This window comes from Shimia sp. MIT1388, assembly GCF_047124445.1.
In the GTDB taxonomy this organism is placed as follows: Bacteria; Pseudomonadota; Alphaproteobacteria; order Rhodobacterales; family Rhodobacteraceae; genus Shimia.
In genome coordinates, this window is sequence record NZ_CP138921.1 from 2,159,863 (window position 1) to 2,183,810 (window position 23,948).

The 23,948-nt window shown below is 59.0% G+C and carries 29 protein-coding genes; 14 read left to right on the top strand and 15 right to left on the bottom strand.

The features are described 5' to 3' along the window. The first annotated feature begins 62 nt into the window (after positions 1-62). Together SIB92_RS10670 and SIB92_RS10675 are read left to right on the top strand one after the other, a co-directional pair. Positions 63-464: an OB-fold nucleic acid binding domain-containing protein gene (locus SIB92_RS10670; RefSeq protein WP_412555755.1), complete on the top strand. Its 402-nt coding sequence runs from the start codon at positions 63-65 to the stop codon at positions 462-464. A 58-nt stretch (positions 465-522) separates the two neighbouring features. Beyond that, a complete protein-coding gene (locus SIB92_RS10675) occupies positions 523-1,083 on the top strand; it encodes a peptidoglycan-binding domain-containing protein (protein WP_412555756.1) in 561 nt (186 codons plus the stop codon). A 70-nt stretch (positions 1,084-1,153) separates the two neighbouring features. Here the strand turns inward: SIB92_RS10675 and SIB92_RS10680 are convergent, their stop codons facing one another. The 3 genes from SIB92_RS10680 to hemP all read right to left on the bottom strand — a co-directional run bounded on the left by SIB92_RS10680 (position 1,154) and on the right by hemP (position 3,690). Beyond that, positions 1,154-2,548: a Do family serine endopeptidase gene (locus SIB92_RS10680; protein ID WP_412555826.1), complete on the bottom strand. Its 1,395-nt coding sequence runs from the start codon at positions 2,546-2,548 to the stop codon at positions 1,154-1,156. A gap of 510 nt (positions 2,549-3,058) precedes the next feature. Continuing rightward, positions 3,059-3,535: a hypothetical protein gene (locus tag SIB92_RS10685; protein WP_412555757.1), complete on the bottom strand. Its 477-nt coding sequence runs from the start codon at positions 3,533-3,535 to the stop codon at positions 3,059-3,061. Then, a complete protein-coding gene (hemP, locus tag SIB92_RS10690; RefSeq protein WP_168591412.1) occupies positions 3,532-3,690 on the bottom strand; it encodes a hemin uptake protein HemP in 159 nt (52 codons plus the stop codon). Before hemP ends, SIB92_RS10685 begins: the two co-directional genes overlap by 4 nt. Positions 3,691-3,886: 196 nt before the next feature. Between hemP and SIB92_RS10695 the strand changes: the two genes are divergently transcribed. After that, complete coding sequence (locus SIB92_RS10695; RefSeq protein ID WP_412555758.1) at positions 3,887-4,201, top strand: DnaJ family domain-containing protein; 315 nt, start codon at positions 3,887-3,889, stop codon at positions 4,199-4,201. A 58-nt stretch (positions 4,202-4,259) separates the two neighbouring features. Here SIB92_RS10695 and SIB92_RS10700 read toward each other — a convergent pair whose 3' ends face one another. Both SIB92_RS10700 and SIB92_RS10705 read right to left on the bottom strand, forming a co-directional pair. Next, positions 4,260-4,847, bottom strand: a complete 588-nt coding sequence (locus tag SIB92_RS10700; RefSeq protein WP_412555759.1) for a lytic transglycosylase — start codon at positions 4,845-4,847, stop codon at positions 4,260-4,262. Positions 4,848-4,921: 74 nt separating this feature from the next. Next, positions 4,922-5,803 carry an AEC family transporter gene (locus SIB92_RS10705; RefSeq protein ID WP_412555760.1) on the bottom strand — a complete coding sequence of 294 codons (882 nt, stop codon included), beginning with the start codon at positions 5,801-5,803 and terminating at the stop codon, positions 4,922-4,924. Positions 5,804-5,886: 83 nt separating this feature from the next. Here SIB92_RS10705 and hspQ point away from each other — a divergent pair, with 83 nt between their 5' ends. Beyond that, positions 5,887-6,213 (top strand): heat shock protein HspQ, encoded by a 327-nt coding sequence (hspQ, locus tag SIB92_RS10710; protein ID WP_168591416.1) that lies wholly within the window; start codon positions 5,887-5,889, stop codon positions 6,211-6,213. 55 nt (positions 6,214-6,268) lie between these two features. Here the strand turns inward: hspQ and SIB92_RS10715 are convergent, their stop codons facing one another. The 4 genes from SIB92_RS10715 to SIB92_RS10730 all read right to left on the bottom strand — a co-directional run bounded on the left by SIB92_RS10715 (position 6,269) and on the right by SIB92_RS10730 (position 9,119). Next, positions 6,269-6,655, bottom strand: coding sequence for a rhodanese-like domain-containing protein (locus SIB92_RS10715; RefSeq protein ID WP_412555761.1), 387 nt, complete (start codon positions 6,653-6,655; stop codon positions 6,269-6,271). Between the two features lie 3 nt (positions 6,656-6,658). Then, positions 6,659-8,236, bottom strand: coding sequence for a gamma-glutamyltransferase (ggt, locus tag SIB92_RS10720; protein ID WP_412555762.1), 1,578 nt, complete (start codon positions 8,234-8,236; stop codon positions 6,659-6,661). 85 nt (positions 8,237-8,321) lie between these two features. Then, positions 8,322-8,756, bottom strand: coding sequence for an ATP-binding protein (locus tag SIB92_RS10725; protein ID WP_412555763.1), 435 nt, complete (start codon positions 8,754-8,756; stop codon positions 8,322-8,324). Positions 8,757-8,789: 33 nt separating this feature from the next. Beyond that, a complete protein-coding gene (locus SIB92_RS10730; RefSeq protein ID WP_294113144.1) occupies positions 8,790-9,119 on the bottom strand; it encodes an STAS domain-containing protein in 330 nt (109 codons plus the stop codon). A 196-nt stretch (positions 9,120-9,315) separates the two neighbouring features. On the opposite strand from SIB92_RS10730, the gene SIB92_RS10735 reads away from it, so the two are divergent. Next, complete coding sequence (locus SIB92_RS10735) at positions 9,316-10,488, top strand: thiolase family protein (protein WP_412555764.1); 1,173 nt, start codon at positions 9,316-9,318, stop codon at positions 10,486-10,488. Positions 10,489-10,718: 230 nt separating this feature from the next. Here the strand turns inward: SIB92_RS10735 and SIB92_RS10740 are convergent, their stop codons facing one another. From SIB92_RS10740 to rpiA, 5 genes are all read right to left on the bottom strand, one after another. Beyond that, on the bottom strand, positions 10,719-10,916 hold the full coding sequence (locus SIB92_RS10740; RefSeq protein WP_168591422.1) for a DUF2065 family protein: 198 nt from the start codon (positions 10,914-10,916) through the stop codon (positions 10,719-10,721). Beyond that, positions 10,916-11,785 (bottom strand): protease modulator HflC, encoded by an 870-nt coding sequence (gene hflC, locus SIB92_RS10745; protein WP_412555765.1) that lies wholly within the window; start codon positions 11,783-11,785, stop codon positions 10,916-10,918. The genes SIB92_RS10740 and hflC overlap by 1 nt, the downstream gene beginning before the upstream one ends. 1 nt (position 11,786) lies before the next feature. Further along, the gene (gene hflK / locus SIB92_RS10750; RefSeq protein ID WP_412555766.1) at positions 11,787-12,941 is read right to left on the bottom strand and encodes an FtsH protease activity modulator HflK; all 1,155 of its coding nucleotides are present in this window, start codon (positions 12,939-12,941) and stop codon (positions 11,787-11,789) included. Positions 12,942-13,022: 81 nt separating this feature from the next. After that, the gene (gene gor / locus SIB92_RS10755; RefSeq protein WP_412555767.1) at positions 13,023-14,378 is read right to left on the bottom strand and encodes a glutathione-disulfide reductase; all 1,356 of its coding nucleotides are present in this window, start codon (positions 14,376-14,378) and stop codon (positions 13,023-13,025) included. A gap of 14 nt (positions 14,379-14,392) precedes the next feature. Next, positions 14,393-15,181, bottom strand: coding sequence for a ribose-5-phosphate isomerase RpiA (gene rpiA / locus SIB92_RS10760; RefSeq protein WP_294113136.1), 789 nt, complete (start codon positions 15,179-15,181; stop codon positions 14,393-14,395). A 254-nt stretch (positions 15,182-15,435) separates the two neighbouring features. Between rpiA and SIB92_RS10765 the strand changes: the two genes are divergently transcribed. Beyond that, complete coding sequence (locus tag SIB92_RS10765) at positions 15,436-16,809, top strand: L-serine ammonia-lyase (RefSeq protein WP_412555768.1); 1,374 nt, start codon at positions 15,436-15,438, stop codon at positions 16,807-16,809. Positions 16,810-16,812: 3 nt separating this feature from the next. Here SIB92_RS10765 and SIB92_RS10770 read toward each other — a convergent pair whose 3' ends face one another. Continuing rightward, positions 16,813-17,634, bottom strand: a complete 822-nt coding sequence (locus SIB92_RS10770) for a lytic transglycosylase domain-containing protein (RefSeq protein WP_412555769.1) — start codon at positions 17,632-17,634, stop codon at positions 16,813-16,815. 345 nt (positions 17,635-17,979) lie between these two features. On the opposite strand from SIB92_RS10770, the gene SIB92_RS10775 reads away from it, so the two are divergent. The 8 genes from SIB92_RS10775 to SIB92_RS10810 all read left to right on the top strand — a co-directional run bounded on the left by SIB92_RS10775 (position 17,980) and on the right by SIB92_RS10810 (position 23,941). Continuing rightward, positions 17,980-18,180, top strand: coding sequence for a hypothetical protein (locus tag SIB92_RS10775; protein WP_168591430.1), 201 nt, complete (start codon positions 17,980-17,982; stop codon positions 18,178-18,180). An 80-nt stretch (positions 18,181-18,260) separates the two neighbouring features. Continuing rightward, the gene (locus tag SIB92_RS10780) at positions 18,261-18,461 is read left to right on the top strand and encodes a hypothetical protein (RefSeq protein WP_168591430.1); all 201 of its coding nucleotides are present in this window, start codon (positions 18,261-18,263) and stop codon (positions 18,459-18,461) included. 81 nt (positions 18,462-18,542) lie between these two features. Beyond that, positions 18,543-18,743, top strand: coding sequence for a hypothetical protein (locus tag SIB92_RS10785; protein ID WP_168591430.1), 201 nt, complete (start codon positions 18,543-18,545; stop codon positions 18,741-18,743). A gap of 86 nt (positions 18,744-18,829) precedes the next feature. Next, entirely contained in the window at positions 18,830-19,030 is a 201-nt protein-coding gene (locus tag SIB92_RS10790) for a hypothetical protein (protein ID WP_412555770.1), read from the top strand. A 199-nt stretch (positions 19,031-19,229) separates the two neighbouring features. Then, a complete protein-coding gene (gene cpaB / locus SIB92_RS10795) occupies positions 19,230-20,099 on the top strand; it encodes a Flp pilus assembly protein CpaB (protein WP_412555771.1) in 870 nt (289 codons plus the stop codon). Between the two features lie 245 nt (positions 20,100-20,344). Next, positions 20,345-21,745, top strand: coding sequence for a type II and III secretion system protein family protein (locus tag SIB92_RS10800; RefSeq protein WP_412555772.1), 1,401 nt, complete (start codon positions 20,345-20,347; stop codon positions 21,743-21,745). 14 nt (positions 21,746-21,759) lie between these two features. Continuing rightward, entirely contained in the window at positions 21,760-22,416 is a 657-nt protein-coding gene (locus SIB92_RS10805) for an OmpA family protein (protein ID WP_412555773.1), read from the top strand. A 286-nt stretch (positions 22,417-22,702) separates the two neighbouring features. Beyond that, a complete protein-coding gene (locus SIB92_RS10810; RefSeq protein ID WP_412555774.1) occupies positions 22,703-23,941 on the top strand; it encodes an AAA family ATPase in 1,239 nt (412 codons plus the stop codon). Positions 23,942-23,948 lie beyond the last annotated feature (7 nt).

A 23,948-nucleotide genomic window follows, 5' to 3' on the forward strand; every position in this document is an offset into this window, starting at 1 on the left:
CCCATTTGCGACAAGCGGTCCCTCCCCTTGCGACAATTTTTAAATGTTCTATATTTGTTCTCATGCAAGTCATGAGATCCTCTCCCCCCACGCGGCCTATGGGCACAGCGCCCCATCAGGACTGGCCACGCCCACCGTCGGCTTTGACCGCCAGCCGCCTGATCGAGCCGCCCAATGGTGCGCGGATCACCGTGGCGGGACTGGTGATTCTGCGGCAGCGGCCCGGCACCGCCAAAGGGGTGATCTTTGTCACGCTCGAGGATGAGACCGGCGTGGTGAATGTGATTGTCTGGCGCAGCCTTTATGAGCATTTCCGCCGTGCAGTGATTGCCGGGCGGCTGCTCAGGGTCACCGGGCGCATTCAGCGGGAGAACAATGTCACCCATGTGATTGCCGAACGGATCGAGGATCTCTCGCCGCTCTTGGACAGTTTGGTCACACCGCCAGCCCCTTTGGAGAAATGACGCGTTTCGCTGCGGCGCAAAACGCGGTATGACAGGGCAAAACACATGAGGCGCGAGCATGCCCGCAGATTTTGCCGCACGATCGGTTCTGGCCGCCACGGCGCTTTTGGCGCTGGGGAGCCTGACGGCGTGCGAAGAGCAAATCACCAATGCACCTTACATCGCCGCCTTTAATGAGCCAGAGATTGTCCGCGCCGAAGATGCCGGTGCGCCGCCCAATGCGCGGCCGGGCAGCTGTTGGGGGCGCCACGTCACACCTGCTGTGGTGGAAACTGTGAGCGAGCAAGTCATGGTGCAGCCGCCGGAGGTGCTGGCAGATGGCACCGTGATTGCGCCCGGGATATTCCGCACAGAGACACAGCAGCGCATTGTGCAGGAGCGGCGGGAATTGTGGTTTGAAACGCCCTGTAGCGAGGTCTGGACCGAAGAGTTCACCGCCTCTCTGCAGCGGGCCCTAAAAGTACGCGGGCTGTTTTATGGCAGCATCACCGCGGAGCGGGATGCCCGCACGCGGGCGGCCATTCGTCGCTATCAAAGTGCTGAGGGGCTCGACAGCGCGATCTTGTCGCTGGAAAGCGCGCGGCGGCTTGGCTTGGTGGCGGTGCCTCGGGAAGGGTGATCCCACGCAAGAGGACATGAAAAAGGGCGCCGTAATGGGCGCCCTAATCTATTTTGAACTGTGAAGCCGCTTACTCTTCGATGTTGAGCGCCACAAAGCGGGGCTCACCGGCGCGACGCACCAGAAGCAGCAAGGATTTGCGGCCCGCCTCTTTGGCTTCCTCGATGCGGTCTTCCAGATCGGCAATCGAGGTCAGCTTCTGCTGGCCCGCTTCGGTCAGCACATCACCCGCCCGCAGGCCTTTTTCGTAAGCTTTGGACATCTCGTCCACGTTGCTCACCACCAGACCATCGGTGCCTTCCGCCACGCCAAGCTCTTCGCGCATGTCGTCGGTCAGAACGGTCACAGTCAGGCCGAGGATTTCTTTCTCAACCGGGTCGCTGGAGGGCGCAGGCTGGCTGGCCGGCACAGCGCCTTCGGCCTCTTCGCGGCGACCAAGGGTGATGGCCAGCGTCACTTCGTCCCCATCGCGCAGCACCACTACATCGACGGTTTTGCCCACATTGGTGTTGCCCACCGCGCGGACCAGACCACGCACGTCAGCCACTTTGGCGCCGTCAAAGGTCAGGATCACGTCACCCGCCAGCATGCCGCCTTCCAGGGCCGGGCCTTCCGGCACATCGGTGACCATCGCACCCGCGGCGGATTTCAGACCGTCCACAGCGTCCACCATGTCCTCAGTGACATCCTGAATGCGCACACCCAGCCAACCGCGGCGGGTTTCGCCAAATTCTTTCAGCTGATCGACCACTTTGGTGACCACGTTGGAGGCCATGGAGAAACCGATGCCGATGGAGCCGCCGTTCGGGGACAAGATCGCGGTGTTCACGCCAATCACTTCACCGTCCATGTTGAACAGAGGGCCACCGGAGTTGCCGCGGTTGATGGCGGCGTCGGTCTGGATGTAGTCGTCATACGCGCCGGACAGGGACCGGCCGCGTTGGGACACGATACCAGCAGAGACCGAGAAGCCCTGGCCCAGCGGGTTGCCCATGGCCATGACCCAGTCACCTACGCGGGCGGTGTCGCTGTTGCCAAATTCTACAAAATCAAGCGGTTCGTCGGATTCGACCTTCAACAGGGCGATGTCGGTGTTCTTGTCGGTGCCGATGACTTTGGCTGGCAGTTCGCCGCCTTCAAAAAACTCGACGAGGATCTCGTCAGCGCCTTCGATCACGTGGTTGTTGGTGACCACAAAGCCGTCAGCCGAGATCACAAAGCCGGAGCCCAGTGCAGAGGTGCGGCGCGGGCGATCGCCCTGATCGCCTTGGCGGTCCTGGAACTCGCGGAAGAAATCCTCAAATGGAGAGCCTTCGGGCACGATGCCCTGGGGGCCGCCGGTGCGACCGGCCACAACGGTGGAGGTGGTGATGTTCACAACGGAGGGGCTGATCTTGTCCGCCAGATCGGCAAAGCTGTCAGGGCGCGCCTGGGCAATCAGCGTCTGGGCCACGACAAACAGCATGGACAGGAACGCAAGCCCGGCAATGCGCCAGCTGCGCTGTTGGGTGTCGGGGTACGTAAGGGTGTCAGAAAACACTTTGGGTTCTCCTTTGGTGTACTTGAAACCTGCCGAGTTGCTCCCGGCGTATGCGGAGAAGTGTGGGCATTTCACGCAGCAATGGCAACCACATGCGCGTCGCGCCGCCTAACATGGTTGTGAGCGATCTGTGAAAAAAGTGAATAGACAGCCATGGTCTGGCCACAGTGGTTAAGCTCAGGCCCTGTCAATGTCCCGCCACTGGCGCCCATCACGCACAGCCTCAGAGGGCTGGTGCGCGCCGCGCAGAGTGGGTCTCTTTGCAAGCGAACCGGCCCGCTGAGGCGAAGCGTGCTGGACGTCCGAAGGATTTGGCGGATTTTCCGCCTGCCGGCGTTGCGGAGCTTTAAAACTCACCCAGAGTTCCTGCAGCTCCGCGCCTTGTCAGACAAAAAATCTGCCAAACCAGCGGTGCGACATTGATAGAGCCTGAGCTTAATGCACTGTGGCCGAAACCGGAGTTGAAATCTGAGGACGCGCAGGTGCTGCACGGGCCACTTTGTTAAGCGCCATGCCAAACTCCGCCGCCAAACCGGCAAAGCACATCGCCATGTCAGGACGGACCACAAGAGAAGCCAGAAGCGCCGCGTCTTCCTGGTCTCCGTTGGCCCCGGCCTCAATCAAATGGGCAAAGACAGCTTCGTCTGCGCCAAGGCAGCGGCAGTGACAGCCATGACGACACAGCGCGCGGCGGCCATACTGGCGGCCGACTTCCATCAGGTCTTCAAAAACACCTTTGATGTTACGCGCTTGGTCCGGCCCCAGCCCTACGGTGAGCGTGGTTTCCAGATGGGCAATGCCCACTGGATCGCGCCCCCAGGAGCGCAGCCACCGCACTGCCAAACGCTCCACATCGCCAAGATCTTCAAGCAGACCAACCCGCTGCCCACCTCTGTGAGGGGCGCCGCTCATTTTGTCAGGATCAGTTTGCCCGCGCGGGTGATGCGCAGCGTGTAGAGCTGGTCGTTGAGGCGGATATGGGCCAGACCGTTGTCGCCAGTCAGTTGATTGGCGTCATGGACGGGCAGCGCGTTTGCCATTTCGGGAGCTTGCATTTGCAGGGTCATGGGACTCTCCGTTGGTCCGTATCAATGTGTTGGCTTCCCTGCTGGGTGGCTGCTGGATCCATTTCTGATTATTTTAGTCAGAATTGTCAAGCGGTGAATTTGAGCTTGCCCCAAACAGGCAAATTGCCACGCCCCCATGTACTTGGAAATTGGATTGACTACATGAGACGAGAGCTTTGAAACGCAGGAGGTTTTGATGACCCATCCGCTCAACCCGGCAATTGAAATGGCCCTGCAACAGGCTGATCGCAATGACGAATTCAAAGACTTGCCCGGCGCAGGAAAACCTCTGAAGCGTCTGCATCAATCCAAGGATGCGGTGTTGTCCCATTTGATGAAAGAGCATCAGGCCAAGCCGCAAGCCGTGGTGTTGAAGCAGCAGATCTCCGAGGAAATGGCAAAGCTGAAAACGCTGACTGACGCGGCCGAGCGTAAGGCACAGATGAAGGTTCTGAGCGACCTTCAGCTCAAACTGGCCTTAGAAGTGGAAGCTTTGACCAAATACGGCTAACGCAAAAGGCGCCCCCAACGGGAGCGCCTCACAATCCATTCACAGTCTGGTGAGCATTTTAGCGCAAACGCGAGCAGCTCTTGAGTTGCGATTGATACATCGCGGCGCGACTCGCCACGTCGTCTGCAACCTTCACCAGCCAGGGTTTGTTGCGGTAGTTGCCACGCGCGTAGCCGGTGTGGCCTTCGTGGTAGTTGAGGTACTGCGCCCGTGCGTCGCTCAAAGAGACGCCATTGCGGTCGCGGGATTCGTGGAAATACCAACCCATGAAATCCGTCGCGTCTTTGATATTGTCACGCTTGGCGCTGCGGTTGCGGGTCTCGCGGCGGTACTGATCCCAGGTGCCATCGAGCGCCTGCGCATAGCCATAGGCGCTGCTTTGACGGCCCATCGGCAGGATTCCCAAGGCATATTTATGTGGGGTGCGCGCGTCGCCGATGAATTTGCTTTCCTGATGGAGTACAGCCATCTGCACCGACACCGGCACGCCCCATTTGCGTTTGGTGGAGACAAACGCCCGACGGAAATGCGGCTTTTCTTTCAGGATCGCACAGGCGTTGTCCAAATTGCGGGGCGCAGAGGTATCCTTCTTGCCGCAAGACGCAACAACAAGCACAACCATCAGCGCGAAGAGAACTCTGCTCATTTGCCTCTCGCTCGTTCTTTGTTTTTTGGCACTTTAGCGGATTTTTCCCCAGAGGGTAAATCACAAAGCCGGAATTAGAGCAGCAGGGTCAGCAGAATCGGCAGGCCAATCACAGAGACCAGCGTGGAGACCACCACGTAACCAGCCACCGCGTTGCTGTCCGCCTCGTATTTCTCCGCCAACAGATAGGCGGTGACTGCCACCGGCATCGCCATTTGCAGCACCAACACGCCAAAGAGCGTGCCCGTGAGGCCAAAAGCAAGGCCAATGCCCCACCCAATGGCGGCGCAGACCAGCAGCTTCACCACCGACAGCCAGATCGCAGTCACAACCCGCCCCGGTGTGAGCCGCGCGACCGCGACCCCCAACGTGATCAACATCATCGGGATCGCCATCTGACCAATCAGATCCAGTGTATTGGTCAAAAACTGCGGCGTTTCCCAATCCATCACCAGAAACAGTGCCCCCAGCAGCGTGGCCCAGATCATCGGCTCCTTGATCATTTTGCCAAAGGCGCCCTCACCTGCGACGATCCAAATACCCCAGGTGAAGGACAGGATCGCCGACACCGCGAGCATGACCACTGCGGCCTCCAACCCTGGCTGGCCGAAAGCAAACAGCGCCAGCGGGATGCCAAGGTTGCCTGTGTTGCCGAAGATGATCGGCGCCAAATACGTCCGCAGGCTCAGCCCGGTGGCCTTGAGCAGCGCCCAGCCTATAGCGCCCACCACAATATAGGCTGCTGTGCCCGCCAAAGTGAGCTTCGCCAGGTCGCCCAAATTGGCTTCGGTTTTCATCAGTGCGGTGAAGATCAGACAGGGCACTGCCAGTGTCATGGCAAGGCGCGTGACAAACTGAATGCGGTATTCAAACCCCGCTTTCACCCAGGCAAATCCCACGCCCGCGACCAGAAAGACCGGCGCGACAATTTCCAGAACTGTTAAGATTAAGTTCACAGACTGTTTCCCGCTAAAATTCGGCTAAAGTTGGACAAAGCCCCCTTGCAGCGTCTATCGTTGGGCTGTAGGGGCTGCAATACATGCTTAGAACACGCGCAAAATATTACCTCGGTCAAGTTGTCCGTCACCGCAAACACCCGTTCCGGGGTGTGGTGTTTGACGTCGACCCAGAATTCGCCAACACCGAAGAATGGTATGAAGCGATCCCAGAGGACAGCCGTCCTGTGAAGGATCAGCCGTTTTATCACCTGCTGGCGGAAAACGACCAGAGCTACTATGTGGCCTATGTGTCTGAGCAAAATCTGATCGCCGACTATTCCGGCGAACCGGTGAGCCACCCTGATTTGGACGATATGTTTGGGCCTTTTGAAGATGGGGCCTATCCACTGCATTACGCGCTGAACTAGCGCACATCCAGAAGGGATGGAAACGCCGGGTTGCAAGGGCCCGGCGTTTTTGCTTTTAGGCGGTCTCTATGGGCGCGCCGCGCTTTTTCCACGTCGAAAACCCGCCCTCCATTTCCGCAATATTCTCCACGCCCATGTCCTGCAACGCCTTCACAGACAAGGCAGAGCGCCACGCGCTGGCGCAGAACAGGATCAGGGTCTTGTCCGTGGCCAGCGCCTCTTTGTGGTAGGGGCTGTCCGGGGCAATCCAGAACTCCAACATACCACGCGGGGCGTGGAACGCTCCGGCGATGCGGCCTTCGCGCTCCAACTCACGCGGGTCGCGGATGTCGACAAACAACGCCTCGCCAGCAGCCACTTTGGTTTCGGCCTCTTCCTGGCTGAGACTGGTGATCTCCGCCTTGGCGGCGTCCACCAGTTCTTTGATTGGTGTGATGGCCATCGCTTAATATCCTATCGCTGCGCCGTCTTTGCGCGGGTCAGAGGCGCCTTCAAGCACGCCGTTTTTGTGAATACGGATCGCCTGCGCGCCACCGATGGGCATGTCCGGCACGACAACCTTGTGGCCCATGTCCGCAAGCGCTTGTTTGACAGTGTCGCTGTAGCCGCGTTCCAGCTTCAACGTGCCGTCCTCGACAAAGGAGCGCGGGGAGTCCAGCGCAGTTTGCGGATCCATGCCAAAGTCTTCCATGTTGGACAGCACCCGCGCGTGACCGTTGGGCTGATAGTGGCCGCCCATCACGCCAAAGGGCATTTCCACACGCCCGTCGCGGCGGATCATGCCGGGGATGATAGTGTGCATCGGGCGTTTGCCGCCTTTGAGCTCATTTGGGTGCCCCTCTTGCAGCGTAAAGCCACCGCCACGGTTCTGCATCAGGATGCCAAACTTGTCAGAGGCGATGCCCGAGCCAAAGGCGTGGAAGATCGAATAGATCATCGACACCGCCATGCCGTCTTTGTCGACCACCGACAGGTAGACCGTGTCTTTGTGCACCGCCTCGGTCAGCGGTGCGGGCGCGGCCATGGCGCGTTTGGGATCAATCAGGGCGGCGAGTTTGTCGGCGGTTTCCTGTGCCAGCATATGCGCGGTGCGCGTGGTGTGATCCGGATCGGCAATCAAGCGGTCCCGCGCGTCATAGGCCAGCTTGGCGGCCTCAGCCTCGATATGTGTGCGCTCCACACCAAAGGGGTCCATCGAGGCGATGTCAAAATGCTTCAGGATGTTGAGCAGGAGGATCGCGGTGGCGCCCTGCCCGTTTGGCGGATGTTCCAGCAGCTCGGCGCCCTTGTAAGTGCCGCCGATGGGCGTCGCATCGTTCCCTGCCGTCGCGGCGAAATCTTCCATGGTGTGCACGCCGCCCATGGCGCGCAGGGTGTTGACCATGTCTTCGGCGATTTCGCCGGTGTAGAAGGCGTCGCGGCCTTGCGCGGACACACGACGCAGCACTTCGGCCTGGCCCGGTGCGCGGAAGATGTCGCCTTTGTTCAGCGGCTTTCCATCGCGCAGATAATGCCGCCGTCCGTGGCCTTGCAAATTGCTTTGCGTCTGGTGCCAGTCAAAGGAGGCGCGGGGACCAACCGGGATGCCCTCTTCGGCGTAGTGGATCACCGGCGCGAGGCTGTCAGCGATGCCGAGCTTGCCGTATTTCTCAGACAGGGTGCAGAAGCCATCAATGGCGCCCGGCACCGACACGGCCTCGACGCCGAACAGCGGCACGGCATCCAAACCACGCGCGCGTAGATCCGCGGCATCCGCGGCCGCCGGGGCACGACCGGAGCCGTTGAAGGCAAAGACCTCTTCGCTGCCTGCGGGAGACACAAGGGTGAAACAATCGCCACCAATGCCGGTGGAGGCCGGTTCACAAATGCCCAGCAGGACAGAGCCAGCGATGGCCGCATCCATGGCGTTGCCACCCTGGCGCAGAATGTCCACGGCCACCTGCGCTGCCAGAGGCGTCGAGGTGGCGCACATGCCATTGGTCGCCATAACTGGTGACCGGCCCGGAAAATGAAAATCTCGCATGACGTCTCCCTAATTCACATGTGAAGTTTATCGGGAGATACGTGTGATGCAACCAGTTGGACCACGTTAGGCCCAGGATTGCCGATCAGTCGGGGACGCGGAAGCTAAGCTCGTTGTGTCCTGTCGCGTGGCGTTGATAGCCAATGTCTTGTGCCAGCGAGCGCACCAGCCCCCAGCCAAAGCCGCCTTCGGGCATGTCCAGCAGGTCGCGATCCAGGTCGGGCATCACACCATCTGGCAGTTGGCTGTCCGGCATTTCGGCGCCGTTGTCGCGCACTTCGACAAACCAGCATTGGTCCGCATAGTTGCAGGCGATCACAATCTGTCCGTCACTGCGCCCAGCCAGCGCGTGTTCCACCACATTGTTCAGCACCTCGGCCAGCACAATCTCGAGCACACCCGCGTTGCAGGCCGCAAACTCCTGTGCCGTCAGCTTGTGACGCAGAGTCTCGAGCGCGTTGCGCACCTCCGTGGGGGTGCCCTTCAGCTCGATGTGGATATCAGCCTTTGGTTTAATCAATCTGGGGTGTGTCCCTAACATCAGATCAAAGGGTCAAACGACAAATGCGTCGTCCAAAGAATTATGAATACGGAACACAGTGTCCATACGGGTCAATCGGAAAACTTTATCCACATTTTCGTTAAGGCCCGCCAATTCCAGAGGGTTCTTGCCGCCCAGCTGCTTCATGGCCGCGACAATGGCGCCCAACCCGCTGGAGTCAATGAAGTCCACTTCGGACAGGTTCAGGACAACCCGGCCATCAGCCGTGTCGGTTTCTTCGCGCATGCGATCTTTGAATTGGATGGCCACGGACGCATCAATACGCGACTCGTGAACAGATACCACCAGGGCATCACCCTCTGCCTTACTCGACAGATTCATATGACGTCTCCTTCACCTTTCGTCCTTGGCACAAGTCTAGGCCCCAATGGTTACCAATGTATGAGCAAATCCCGTGGATCTACGGAATTGCGCCGGGGTTACAATTGGCGCAAAGAGCCCTGTAACATCCTTGCAAAGATTTTCAGGCAAGGCCAAGGGCAATTGGATTTGATGGGACTGCGGAGGAGCAAAAACCATGAAAAAAGTAGTGATTGCAGGGGCGGCCCGCACACCAATGGGCGGATTTCAGGGCGCTTTTGACGGTGTCGAGGCCGCAGAGCTTGGCGGCACCGCGATTCGAGCGGCGCTGGCAGATGCCGGTGCCACCACTGCCGACGAAGTGTTAATGGGCTGCGTTCTGCCGGCAGGTCAGGGCCAAGCCCCAGCGCGTCAGGCCGGGTTCAAAGGCGGCCTGGGTGAAGAGGTGCCTGCCACAACTCTTAACAAAATGTGCGGCTCCGGCATGAAGGCCGCAATGATGGCGTTTGACAGCGTGGCGCTGGGTGATCGGGATGTGATGATCGCTGGCGGCATGGAGAGCATGACCAACGCGCCCTATGTGCTGCCCAAAATGCGCGGTGGCGCACGGATCGGCCACCAGCAGGTGGTGGACCACATGTTCCTCGACGGCCTGGAAGATGCCTACGATAAGGGTCGCCTGATGGGCACCTTTGCGGAAGACTGCGCTGAAAGCTTTCAGTTCACCCGCGAGGCGCAGGACGAATATGCCCTCAAATCCCTGTCCAACGCTTTGGAAGCGCAGAAGTCCGGCGCATTTGAGGGCGAGATTGCCGCGGTGACACTGAAAACCCGCAAAGGCGAGGTGGAGATTGCCGAGGACGAACAGCCAGGTAACGCCCGCCCTGAAAAGATCCCACAGTTGAAGCCCGCCTTCCGCAAAGACGGCACCGTGACGCCCGCCAACAGCTCGTCCATCTCCGACGGTGCGGCCGCGCTGGTGGTGGCCTCTGCAGAGGCCGCAGAGGCACAGGGCCTGAAGGTGCGTGCGGAGATTGTTGGCCATGCCAGCCATGCACAAGCACCCGGCCTGTTCACCACGGCGCCTGTGCCAGCGGCGCAGAAGCTGTTGGAGAAGATTGGCTGGACAAAGGAAGACGTGGATCTCTGGGAGGTCAACGAAGCCTTTGCCGTGGTGCCAATGGCCTTCATGCATGAAATGGGCCTGAGCCGCGACATCGTGAATGTGAACGGCGGTGCCTGTGCGTTGGGCCACCCGATTGGCGCGTCTGGCGCCCGCATCATGGTCACCTTGCTGAACGCGCTGGAGAAGCGTGGATTGAAGCGCGGTGTGGCTGCAATCTGCATCGGCGGCGGGGAAGGCACAGCGATTGCGATCGAACGCGTCTAAGCGCTTAAACCAGTAGAAACGCAAAACGCCGCGAGAGAGTCTCGCGGCGTTTTTGTTTGGTGAAACAGAAGGGCAGCGCCCGTTCGCGGGTGGGCGTGATACCCTCACAGTATGTCAATCACGCCGCAGCGCAGTATCCCCACGCAATATGGCGAATATGCTCAGAAGCGCCCGCCCATGGGGGCGGTCGGGCGCTGCCCGGCGGCCTGCGGCCTAAATTCCGGGCGGTGTCATGCCCCCAGTGACTTAGCGATCCAGACCACCAGCACGCCGAGCGCCACGGCCATGAGGCCCATAGTGCGACGTTGTCCCTCGCTGAAGCTGCGCAGCATCTCCAGCAGTTCCTCAACAATAGAAGGGGCCAGTGCGTACACCAGCCCCTCCAAAACCAATACCAGCCCAAGAGCCAGAAGTGCGGTTTCAACCATCAGCGACCTTGCACGTCGCGGAAGTAGTTGAAGAAGTCACTGTCCGGGGACATCACGATGGAGGAGTTCTCCCCCTTCAGTGCCGCGCGATAGGCGTTCAAAGACCGGTAGAATTCAAAGAACTCCGGGTCTTCGCCAAAGGCGTCCGCAAAGATTGCGTTGCGCTCCGCGTCCGCTTCACCACGGGTGATCTCCGCCTCACGGCGTGCTTCGGAGACAAGCTCCACCACGGTACGATCGGCTTGTGCACGCACGCGCTGTGCCGCCTCGTTACCACGGGCGCGTTCATCAGTCGCTTCACGCTCCCGCTCGGCCCGCATCCGCTCAAAGGTGGCTTCCAAGTTCTGCGGTGGCAGGTCGGTGGCTTTCAGACGCACGTCGACAACCTCCAAGCCCAGCGCACGCGCCTGGGTGATGGCGGCGTTGCGGATGCGCAGCATCAGCGCCGCACGGTCGGTGGACAAGATGTCTTTGGACGACACGGTACCGAGCACCTCGCGGGTCTCCGCAGTCAGGATGCGGTCAAGCCGCTGACCGGCCACAACCTCACCGCCGTTACCAACGGCCTGACGGAACTGGACCACATCAGCAATCCGGTAACGGGCAAAGGCGTCAACAACGAGACGGCGATCATCGGCCGGCGTGACCTCGATTGGCCCAACGTCGATGGACAGGATACGGTCATCGTAGCGCACAACTTCGTCAAAGAGTGGCCATTTGAATGCCAGTCCAGGATCCTCTTTGATGGCCACAACCCGACCAAACCGAAGAACAAGGGCTTTCTCGCGTTCGTCCACAATGAAGATCGAAGACATAATTGCAGCAATCGCAATGACCAGGATCGGCAAAAGATACGTAGTCTTTTTCATATCAGTTGCTCCCCTTACGCAGTTCGTTCAGCGGCAGATATGGCACCACACCGGAACCCCCATCGCCTTGCTCGTCGATGATCACCTTGTCGATGTCACCCAGAACCTCTTCCATGGTTTCCAGATAGAGACGCTTGCGGGTCACTTCCGGTGCCTTGGCGTATTCTTCCAGAACGGCGGTAAAGCGAGACGCCTCACCCTGCGCTTCGTTCACAACCTGCGCACGGTAGCCTTCGGCTTCTTCCAGAACCTGCGCGGCTTCACCACGGGCTTCCGCGAGAACGCGGTTGGCGTAGGCATCCGCAACGTTTTGCAGACGGTCACGCTCCTGCGCGGCGGCCTGAACGTCACGGAAGGCGTCAATCACGCTGGACGGTGGGTCGGCACGGTCAAAGTTCACACGTACGATGTTCACACCACTGTCGTAGCTGTCGAGCGTGTCTTGAATGAGTTCCTGCAGACGGTCCGCAATCACACCACGATCCCGGTTGAGAATTGGTGCAAGTTCGGATTGCGCGATAATCTCGCGCATCGCCGATTCCGACACCGCGCGAATGGTCTGGGGGGGATCCGCCAGGTTGAACAGGTATTTGGCCGGATCCGCGATGTTCCACACCACCTGATAGTCAACATCCACAACGTTTTCGTCGCCGGTCAGCATCAGGCCGTCTTCGCCACGGCGTGCACCGCCCATGTCTTCGGTCTGTTCGCGGGTCACTGGCAGAACTTCTTTGGTGACAAACGGCCACGGCGCAAAGTTCAGACCTTCGGTGCCGGTGCTGTAGTATTCCCCAAGGAACAGCTCTACGGATTGTTCAAAGTTCTGCACCCGGTAAAAACTGGCTGAAGCCCAAACGACCACTGCCGCGGCTGCACCGATCAGCAGCATACCTTTGCTGATACCCGGACCACCGGCCCCGCCTTGGCCGCTGCCGTTTTGGCCGCCACCGCCTTGACCACCGCGACCGCCCATCAGTACCTTCAACTGATCCTGACCTTTTTTCATCAGATCATCAATGTCGGGAATCTGCGGGCCGTCGCCCTCAGGGGGACGTCGGCCGCCACCGTTGTTGTTACCGCGATTGCCACCACCTTGGTTGCCTCCGCCTTGGTTGTTGCCGCCCCCTCCCCAGGGGCCGCCGCTGTTTCCTGCCATTCGGGATCTTCCCTTTCTAAATCGTATTTGGCGCTCCCCTAAACCTGAGGGTTGCGCCAAAAAAATCAACCCATGTGCCGCCTATAGGCTGCGCACAGGGGCTTTCATAGTGACCAGTTCTTCGGACATGGTCGGATGTACCGCCACGGTCCGGTCGAAGTCTTCTTTGGTGGCGCCCATTTTTACGGCAATGCCCGCCAGCTGGATCATCTCGCCCGCACCGGGCGCAACAATGTGACAGCCCAGTACCTTGCGGGTGGCTTTGCTGACGATCAGCTTCATCAACACGCGCTCCGCACGCCCAGCAAAGGCCTGCTGCATCGGTTTGAAGCTGGTGGCATAGACCTCAATAGGCTCCTGCTCCGCAGCTTCCTCCTCAGACAGACCAACAGTGCCCATTTCCGGCTGCGTGAAGATCGCGGTTGGGATCAAATCGTGGTCCACAGGCGTTGGGTTGCCTTTGAACACGGTTTCCACAAAGGCCATGCCTTCCCGGATCGCCACAGGGGTTAGGTTCACGCGGTCGGTCACATCACCCACAGCGTAAACGGACGGCACGCCGGTCTGGCTGTAGTCGTCAACAACAACCTCGCCTTTGCGACCCAGCTTCAAGCCAATCTCTTCAAGCCCCATGCTCTCGGTATTGGGCGCACGGCCGGTGGCAAACATCACCTGATCAAACAGGCGCTCTTCGCCGTTGGTGGCTTTCACCCAAATCTTGTCGCCTTCTTTGCGCATCTCAAGGATGTTGGTGCCACAGTGCAGATCCACGCCGCGCTGCTTCATCTCTTCGGCCACCAAGCCGCGGGCTTCATCGTCAAAGCCGCGCAAGATTTGTGCGCCGCGATAGAACTGCGTGGTTTTCACGCCAAGGCCGTTCATGATGCCTGCAAACTCAGACGCGATATAGCCGCCACCGACGATCAGAATGCTCTCAGGCAGTTTGTCGAGGTGGAAGATTTCGTTGGAGCTGATACCCAGCTCGGCACCCGGCAGGTCCGGCCAAACCGGACGGCCGCCCATCGCCAAGAGAATGTGTTTCGCGGTCTTCTGTGTGCCATCGGCCAGCTCAACCGTATGCGCATCCACCATCTTGGCGCGCAGATCAAAGCTCTCCACACCGCTGTTCTTCAGCAGGTTGCGGTAGATACCTTCGAGGCGGTCCAATTCGGCGTGCAGCTTGCCCTTGAAGGCGTCCCAGTCAAACGCGCTGGGTTTGATGTCCCAGCCGTAAGCCTGCGCATCCTCAACCATGCCCGCATACTCAGACGCAAACACCATCAGCTTCTTGGGCACACAGCCCCGGATCACACAGGTGCCGCCATAGCGGTCTTCTTCTGCCAGTGCGACTTTTACACCTTCGGCTGCCGCAACGCGCGCAGCCCGTACACCACCGGAGCCACCGCCGATGACAAAGAGATCATAATCAAAGGACATGATGTGCCTTTTTGTTAGTCCACCAGATCGGTGAACAGATTGTCTGTTTCTGCGAAGTCGAGCATCGCCTCTTCGATTGTGCCAGCATTGATGTCGCGCACTTCCACGCGGCCATCGCCATAGCCCACAACCACCGCATCACAAATATCGATGAAGAGACCGTTTTCAACCACACCCGGCATCTGGTTGATCACAAGTGCGAGTTGGCGGGCATCGCCAATGCGGTTGAGGTGCAGATCGAGGATGTGGTTGCCTTCGTCGGTCACAAACGGCGCGTCGCCGTTCATGCGCAGCGTGCTGGTGCGGCCCAGGACATCCATGCTCACAAGGGTTTCTTCAATCAGTGCCTGCGTGGTCTGCCAACCAAAGGGCACCACTTCCACCGGCAGAGGGAAAGCCCCCAAGGTTTCAACTTCTTTGCCTACATCGGCAATCACAACCATTTGATCCGATGCGGTGGCCACGATCTTTTCCTGCAGGAGCGCGCCGCCACCGCCTTTGATCAGGTTCAGGTCCGCGTCAAATTCATCTGCGCCGTCGATGGTCACGTCCAGCCATTTGGCTTCATCCAGGCTAATCACTTCGATGCCCACTTCGCGCGCCAGTTCAGCGGTGCGGGTAGAGGTCGGCACGCCTTTGATGCGCAGACCTTGATCGCGCACCATTTCACCCAGGCAGCGCACCAGCCACGCGGCGGTCGAGCCGGTGCCCAACCCCACGCGCATGCCATCCTCGACGTAGTCGGTGGCGCGTTTGGCGGCGACAAATTTGGCCTTGTCGATGGGCGACAACTCTCCGGTCATTGCGGCAACTCCCTGCATGCTTTGGGACTTTATAAGAAAGAAGCCCGTCAGGCGCGAGAGGGGAATATCGGAAAATACGCGCAAGGACCGAGGTTTGCGTGCAAAAGGGAGCGCGAAAACCACTTTGACCGTGGTTGACCCTCCCGCCCGCGCGTGTTTCCTATCGGAAACGTCGCTTTTGCACCGCCACCAAGGTGCGCTGCATTCTAGAACGACACCACAAAGCGCGCATAGGCCGAAGGACCAGACCACTTATGTTTCTCTCTGTCTTTGATATGTTCAAAGTGGGCGTTGGCCCGTCGTCCTCCCATACTATGGGCCCGATGGTGGCAGCTGCGCGGTTTCTGGACGCGATGCGCGCCTCGCCATTCGAGTTCCATGGCTTAAAAGGCTCGCTACACGGCTCCCTCGCGTTCACCGGCGTTGGTCACGCCACCGACCGCGCGACCATTCTGGGCCTCGCCGGGTTCCTGCCTGATAGCTATGATCATGAAAAGGCCGAAGCGGCGCTGGACCACATTCGAGAGACGGAGACGGTACAGCCGGACGGCTTGCCTGTGCTGAAGTTCAATCCGCGTGAAGATCTGAAGTTTGATTTTGGCCCCAACCTGCCCGGCCACGCTAATGGCATGATACTAATGGCGACCGATGCGCAAGGCGACGTGATCCTGCAGGAGACATATTATTCGATTGGGGGCGGGTTTGTTTTGACCGAGCAGGAACTGACCGAAGGCAAAGCCACGGATGAAGGCGCGCCTGTCCCCTACCCGTTCAAATCCGCCGTCGAGATGCTGGAGATGGCCGAACATTCTGGCAAGACCATTGCCGAGATGAAGAAGTCCAACGAAGTCGCGCGGGGCTGCCATGACAGCCTGTCCAAAGGCTGCGCCCGTATCTGGCAGGTGATGAACGACTGTATTGACCGTGGACTGACCACAGACGGCACGCTCCCCGGGGGACTCAACGTGCGCCGCCGCGCCAAGGCGATCCATGATGCTTTGCAGGCCGAACGCGGCATGAACCTCAATGCGCCGCACACCATCAATGACTGGATGAGCGCCTACGCCATGGCCGTCAATGAAGAGAACGCCGCTGGTGGTCAGGTGGTCACAGCCCCCACCAATGGTGCGGCGGGGGTGATGCCTGCGGTGATCCGCTATTGGCTGGACCATGTGCCCGGTGCCACGGCCTCGCGGATTGACGAGTTTCTGCTCACCGCCGCCGCCATCGGCGGGTTGGTGAAATTCAACGCGTCGATTTCCGGTGCGGAGGCAGGATGTCAGGCTGAGGTGGGGTCTGCCTCTGCTATGGCCGCAGCTGGGCTTTGCGCCGTTATGGGTGGCACGCCGGAGCAGGTGGAGAATGCGGCGGAGATTGCGCTGGAGCATCATCTTGGCATGACCTGTGACCCGGTCAAAGGTCTGGTTCAGGTGCCGTGCATTGAGCGCAACGGGCTTGGCGCGATCAAGGCTGTGTCTGCCGCCTCGCTTGCTCTGCGGGGGGACGGGCAGCATTTTGTGCCGCTGGATGCAGTGATCGAGACCATGCGCCAGACCGGGGCGGATATGCATGAGAAGTACAAAGAGACCTCGCTGGGCGGTCTTGCGGTGAACGTACCGAACTGCTGACGCTCAGCGCTGCGCAAACACGCAGCCGTCGGAAATCAGTTCCGGCGGCGTCATACACAGCGCCCGCGCCACCTGAAAGGCGGCCAGGACTTTTGGCACATAAGCCCGCGTTTCGGCATAGGGCGGCACGCCGGCGTGTTCAGTAATGCTATTCTCGCCTGCATTATAGCCCGCCAACACCAAGATCGGGTCGCCACCAAACTTGTCCATCAGGAAATCGAGGAACTTTGCCCCGCCGGCAATGTTGTCTGCGCCGATAAAACTGTCCTCCACGCCAAAGCGCGCGGCGGTATCGGGCATCAGCTGCATCAGACCTTCGGCCCCTGCGCCGCTCACCGCGTCCGCCTTGCCTCCAGATTCGACCGCAATCACGGCCAGTATCAAGGCAGGCGATACCTGCGTGCCAATAGAGCTGCGCAAGATGTCGATGCCGTGCCCCTGCACAATAGATTGTAACGTGGTCAGACGCGGCGTCGGCACAGCTTTGCCTTCCGGCGGTTTGGACACTTTATTCAGCGCGTTTTCCAAGCGGCCCGGGCTGGTGTCATCCAGTTTGGGCGAAATCTCCTCCCAGAACCAGGCCATCGCACCCGAAGCAGAATCCGGCGTGGCCTCGCCGTTTTCTTCAGACGCCTGTGCCTCTGGAACCACCACAGGGGCAATCTGCACAGTGATACGCTTGCCCTGCCCCGGTTGCGGCGGCTTCACCCGCTTGGCGGAGAAATCAGGAAATGGCTTGGGGCCCTCGGCAAAAGCCGTCTCCGGGGCACTTACCCCTACCAATGCGGACAGCACCGCTGCCAACATACACTTTTGTACCAACATGATGATCGCCTGCTCGGGTCATTTTCCGCCAGTTTCGCAGATTTTGGGCCCTCAGGCCAGTTTTGCTGCCTCATTGCTGCCCAAGTCTCTCGATTCGGCCGCATTCGCCGCACATTGGCGACCCTGGTTAACAAAAAATGAAGTTTTTTATTAAGCAAAAACAAATGCCTATACGCCAAATCCGAACAATATGTATTTGATCCAAAATCGAACCACTTGCGCCCAATTCCCGCCCCATTCGAGGGGGATATTGCTGTCATACCAAGTCGGGCAGGCAAGAGAGAGACACGCCAACAACGCACGACACGGTGGTTACGTAAATATGATCCTTTGGAGGGACACATCATGATCAAGTTCATCAAAAACTTCCGTAAAGACGAAGCTGGCGCAGTAACTGTTGACTGGGTTGTTCTGACCGCAGCCGTTGTTGGCCTGGCCGTTGCAGCTTTCACCGCGATCGAAAGCACAACTTCCACACTGACCACCGAAGCTGCTGTAGCTCTGAACGCTGCTGACGCAACTTCCGGCGCGATCGCCACCGAATAATAGCAGCTTAGCTCTGCAGGGCGCGCAGGCCTAAACGGCCTGCCCCACTTACCAAACACATCTATTTCTGGAGAATTCCAATGATCAAGTTCATCAAAAACTTCCGCAAAGACGAAGCTGGCGCCGTAACCGTTGACTGGGTTGTTCTGACCGCAGCCGTTGTTGGCCTGGCCGTTGCAGCTTTCACCGCAATCGAAAGCACAACTTCCACACTGACCACCGAAGCTGCCGTAGCTCTGAACGCTGCTGACGCAACTTCCGGCGCGATCGCCACCGAATAATAGCAGCTTAGTTCTGCCGGGCGCGCAGGCCTAAACGGCCTGCCCCCACTTACCAAACACATCTATTTCTGGAGAATTCCAATGATCAAGTTCATCAAAAACTTCCGCAAAGACGAAGCTGGCGCCGTAACCGTTGACTGGGTTGTTCTGACCGCAGCCGTTGTTGGCCTGGCCGTTGCAGCTTTCACCGCAATCGAAAGCACAACTTCCACACTGACCACCGAAGCTGCCGTAGCTCTGAACGCTGCTGACGCAACTTCCGGCGCGATCGCCACCGAATAATTCGGGTGAGTTGATCTGAAGGGCGCGAGTTTCGCGCCCTTTTGCTCCAAACGAGGGCCATCCCTCAGCAATTGTCGGAGACGCATATGAAATCGTTCATTCAAAACTTCCGCAAAGACGAAGCCGGCGCCGTGACCGTTGACTGGGTCGTACTGACCGCAGGGATCGTGGGTCTGGCCGTCGTTGTATTTGCTGCTATTGAATCGGCAACCGCAACTCCTGTGACCGCCGCCGCCGTGACCATCAACGGTGCGGACGCGACCACAGCGGCATTTGCCACAGAGTAACCTCAAGGTTCTCACCCAAGAGCTTTGTGCAGGCGCCCAGAACGGGTCGCCTGTTCGCGTTTGTACCGATGGCATTTGCTAAAATTGCCTTCAAACCAGCGCTGTGGCTCCCAGAATTCGCCACATTTGCCGGACAGACTGATCTGGAACCATTCCCGCTGCGCGCCTTGCGCCGGGATCAAAATACGAGGTGGAACCCATGCGTGCTATTTTTGCAGCCGTTTTGCTTTTTGGATTGGGGATCGCGGGATTCGCAGTCTACATGGCGCAGAATTATATCCAGGGCTACGAGAACGCTCTGGCCCAACAGAAATCTGAAAACCCAACCGTCGAACTGGTCGATGGCTTTGTGGTCGCCCGTCCAATGAAATTTGGCGAGAAGCTCGAGTTGAAAGACGTGCGCCGGGTGAAATGGCCCAAGAAGGCCGCGCCGGAAGGCATGTTCACCGATGCCGACGTGCTGTTCCCGGATGGCAACAACCGCCAGCGTGTGATCCTGCGCTCGATGGAAAAGGGCGAGATCCTCTTGGCCGCCAAAGTGACCGAACCGGATGAAGAGGCCGGCATCACATCGCGCCTGAAAAACGGTGAGCGTGCCTTCACCATCAAAGTGGATGTCACCAGCGGTGTGTCCGGCCACATCCGTCCGGGCGACCGTGTGGACATCTATTGGACCGGCCGCATTGAGCGGGACGAAAGCAACCGTGGCGAATTCACCAAGCTGATCCAGGCCAATGTGAAACTGGTGGCGGTGGACCAATCTGTGAACGAGGAACAGGCCGAGGCGAAAGTGGCGCGGACCGTGACCGTGGCCGCAACCACCGAACAGGTGCCAGCCCTGACCCAGGCCCAAAGCTCTGGTCGTCTGTCCCTGTCTCTGGTGGGCGCCAACGACAACACCGTGGCGGAAGTCTTTGAAGTAGATCAGCGGATGCTGCTGGGCATTGAAGAGGTCGAAGAAGCGCCAGAGGTTCAGAAAATCGTTCAGGTGCAACAGCCCAAAGTCTGCACCATCAAGAACCGCAAGGGCGCACAGGTTGTCGAAATTCCGATCCCCTGCACGAACTGACGCAAATTTTAACGATCTGACCACCCTATGGTCTTCAAAGGCGCCCGCCACCTCGGGCGCCTTTGTTTATTTGTGGTCCAGCGCGGATGCCTCCCCACCTCCTGTGACCTCAGGTCCACAACCGACCACCTCCACAAACCGCGCGAAACCATTGATTCTTGCAATATTTCGCCACTTGGCGCAGAGTGGGTGAAAATGTGGGCAAAAGACCCGCGAAATGAGGCGTGATCGAGAGGCAGGTCACAATGACACTGAAAAGACTTTTTGGGGCGGCCCTGCTGGGCGTCGCCGTTGGGGTTATGCCAATGATGGCCGCCCCGTCCTACGCGGATTCCTTGCGTGTGGTGCGAAGTGGAACCTCCTCTTCGCTCAGCGTGCCGATGAACCGCGCGGTTGTGGTCGAAAGCGACGTTCCCTTTGCGGAACTGTCGATCGCCAACCCGGCGATTGCGGACATCTCGTCGTTGTCGGACCGCACAATCTATGTTCTGGGCAAATCCCCCGGCCTGACCACGCTGACGCTGCTGGATGCGACCGGCAAGCTGATCACCAACGTGGATGTGCGCGTGGCGCCGGATCTGTCGGAGTTCAAAGAACGCCTAAAGCAGATCCTGCCCGACGAAAAAATCGAAGTGCGCTCGGCCAATGATGGTATTGTCATGTCCGGCACAGTCTCCTCCACGCAACGTTTGCAGCGCGCGCTGGATCTGGCGGAACGCTACGCACCAGAGCGGGTGTCCAATCTGATGGTGGTCGGCGGCGTTCAGCAAGTGATGCTGAAAGTGCGCTTTGCAGAGATGCAACGCTCCGTCTCCAAAGCGCTCTCGACCGATTTCCAGATCACCGGCAACGGGAATATTCTGCAAACCGGTTTCTTTAACCAGACTCCGGACGCCGAAACAGGCGCACGCCCTCTCAACGAAGGGACCCGCGGCGCAGGCTTCTTTAACCTGAATGCCGGTGCATTCGAGATCAACCTGATGCTTCAGGCGCTGGAAAGCAAAGGCATGGTGCGCACACTGGCGGAACCAAACCTCTCGGCTCTATCCGGGCAAGAGGCGAAATTCCTGGCCGGTGGCGAATACCCGATCCCGGTTGCGCAAGAAGGCGGCGAGCTGTCCGTTGAGTTCAAGCCTTTTGGTGTGGAACTCAACTTTGTGCCGCGCGTTGTGGACGGCGATCTGATCAACTTGGAACTGGCAACCGCCGTGTCCGCTCTGGATGCCGCCAATGGCTATTCTGATGGCAGCGTCACCATTGCGGCCTTCAGCCGCCGCGAAGCCTCCACCACTGTGGAAATGCGTGACGGCGAGAGTTTTGCCATCGCAGGCTTGCTGCAGGACAACTTCCTGGACAACAACTCTCAGCTCCCTTGGCTTGGGGATGTGCCTGTCCTTGGCACCCTGTTCCGCAGCGCGGACTACTCCCGCTCCCAATCGGAACTGGTTGTGATTGTGACCGCCCACCTGGTGACGCCAACCCGTGGCGAAGCGCTGGCACTGCCAACCGACCGGATCAAGCCGCCGACAGAACAGGAGCTGTTCCTGTTTGGTCACACAGCCGGCGGCCCCAAAAAGCAACGTGGCGCAGCAGGTGAAGTGGCCAAGCAAGACTTTACCGGCTCCTACGGCTACGTGATGGACTAAGGAAAGGCCGAGAGATGTTTAAGAAACTCGCCGCACTTGCGCTCCTGCTGATCTCCGCCTGCTCTGACGGTGACAACAGCGCCCTGCCCTCCTGGGTTCGTGAATCCGGTTCCGTCGTGGACAGCGGCACCTTTGGGGAAGCCACCGCCAACAACATCGGCATTCAGAATGGAGACAAGTCTTACGTCCTGAGTCTGGCCACCCGTTTTGCCGAAGAAGTGCCAACCATGGTGAACTTCGACTTTGACAGCGCGGTTCTGGACGAAAACGCCCGCACCATCCTGCGTCAGCAGGCGGCGTGGATCCGTCAGTTCCCGGAAGTGCGCTTCAAAGTCTACGGCCATACCGATGCGGTGGGCAGCAATGCCTACAACAAATCGCTGGGCCTGCGTCGTGCCAAGGCAGTGGTGTCCTACCTTTCGAGCCAGGGCATCGGCCGTGAGCGCCTGGAAGCGGTTGTTTCCCTTGGCAAAACCCAACCTCTGGTCGTGACGCAAAACCGCGAGCGCCGGAATCGCCGCACGGTCACTGAAGTGACCGGATTTGTGTCAAATCATCCAAACATTCTGGATGGGCGTTATGGGTCGGTCATCTACCGCGAATATCAAGCCAGCGCGATCCCGCCATCCAAAATTACCGGACTGGCCCTGGGCGGCGGCGGCGAAGAATAACGCACAACTTCAACACCTTAGAGAAAGCCGGCCTTTGGGTCGGCTTTTTTGTATTCCGGAAACGATCCGCTGCATTTGTCGGGATCGTCGCACAATACCGCACAATTTCGGTTTTTTGGCCCCAATGTTGCCCAAGTTCAGGGTGATCTTCATTCCCGAGGCAAACTGTGTCTGGCGCGAGTCGGATGGCCAGCAATCGGGGTGATTGTCAGGCAACTGCCAAAAAGAGGTGGGCACCTCTGCACAACAACAGGCGCGTATTGCGCCAGAGGACTTGAGGCTGAAGATGAGTAGCGAAGCGCTGCAAACCGATCAAAATCCAATCCTGGCATGCACAATTTGCCGGGATGTGCAGAATTTCGAGCTTCTGATCGTGGATATGGAAGAAGCTCTTGGAGAACAATGGGGCGATCTCGGCTTTGAGGACGCCGTGCCATTCATGGCGCAACCCGAGGCGGAACAGCTTGAATTCATTGCCATTGCCATGGATGACATGGATGAGGATTCGCTGGACGAGCTGACGGAGATCATCACCGAGGCGCGCAACCGCAACATCCGCACCCTACTGATTGCCGAAGATGTGACCCCGGCCTCACTGCACACCTTGCTGCGTCATGGCGCCGACGAATTTATTCCCTACCCGCTGCCGCCCGGCGAATTGCAGGCCGCGATTGAAAAGATCCGCGCCGCCGCCAAGGCCGCAGAAATTCCGGCTGCCTCACAGGTGAAACTGGCTGCATCCGACGAGTCTCACGAAGGCGTTTTGATTGCTGTGCACGGTCTTGCCGGTGGCACCGGTGCAACCACTTTGGCGACCAATCTGGGGTGGGAGCTTGCCACCACAGGCAAAGAGGCACCCAGCGTCTGCCTACTGGATCTGGACCTGCAATTTGGCACCATGTCCACCTATCTGGATCTGCCGCGCCCGGACGCCGTGTTCGAGCTGCTGACAGACACGGAAAGCATGGACAGCGAAAGCTTTGGCCAAGCGCTGCAAACCTATGAAGACAAGCTGCATGTGCTGACCGCTCCGGCGGAGATCATTCCGCTGGATCTTGTGGGCCCCGAGGACATCGACCGCATGTTGGAGATGGCGCGCAAACACTATGACTATGTGATTGTCGACATGCCGTCGACGCTGGTGCAGTGGTCCGAAGTCGTGCTGCAAGCCGCTCATGTCTACTTTGCCACCATGGAAATCGACATGCGCTCGGCCCAGAACGCCATGCGCCTGAAGCGGGCTTTGCAGGCCGAAGACCTGCCGTTTGAAAAGCTGCGCTATGTGATGAACCGCGCGCCGAAGTTTACCGATCTGGCAGGCAAAAGCCGGGTCAAGCGTCTGGCGGAAAGCCTCGGCATCTCGATTGATTTGAACATGCCCGATGGCGGCAAACAGGTGGCGCAATCGTCGGATCACGGCCAACCGCTGGCGATCAGCGCCGCCAAAAACCCGCTCCGCAAAGAAATTGCCAAGCTCGCCGCCAGCCTGCACGCGCTGGATCAAGCCAGCGAAAAAGCCGCGTAACAAAGGA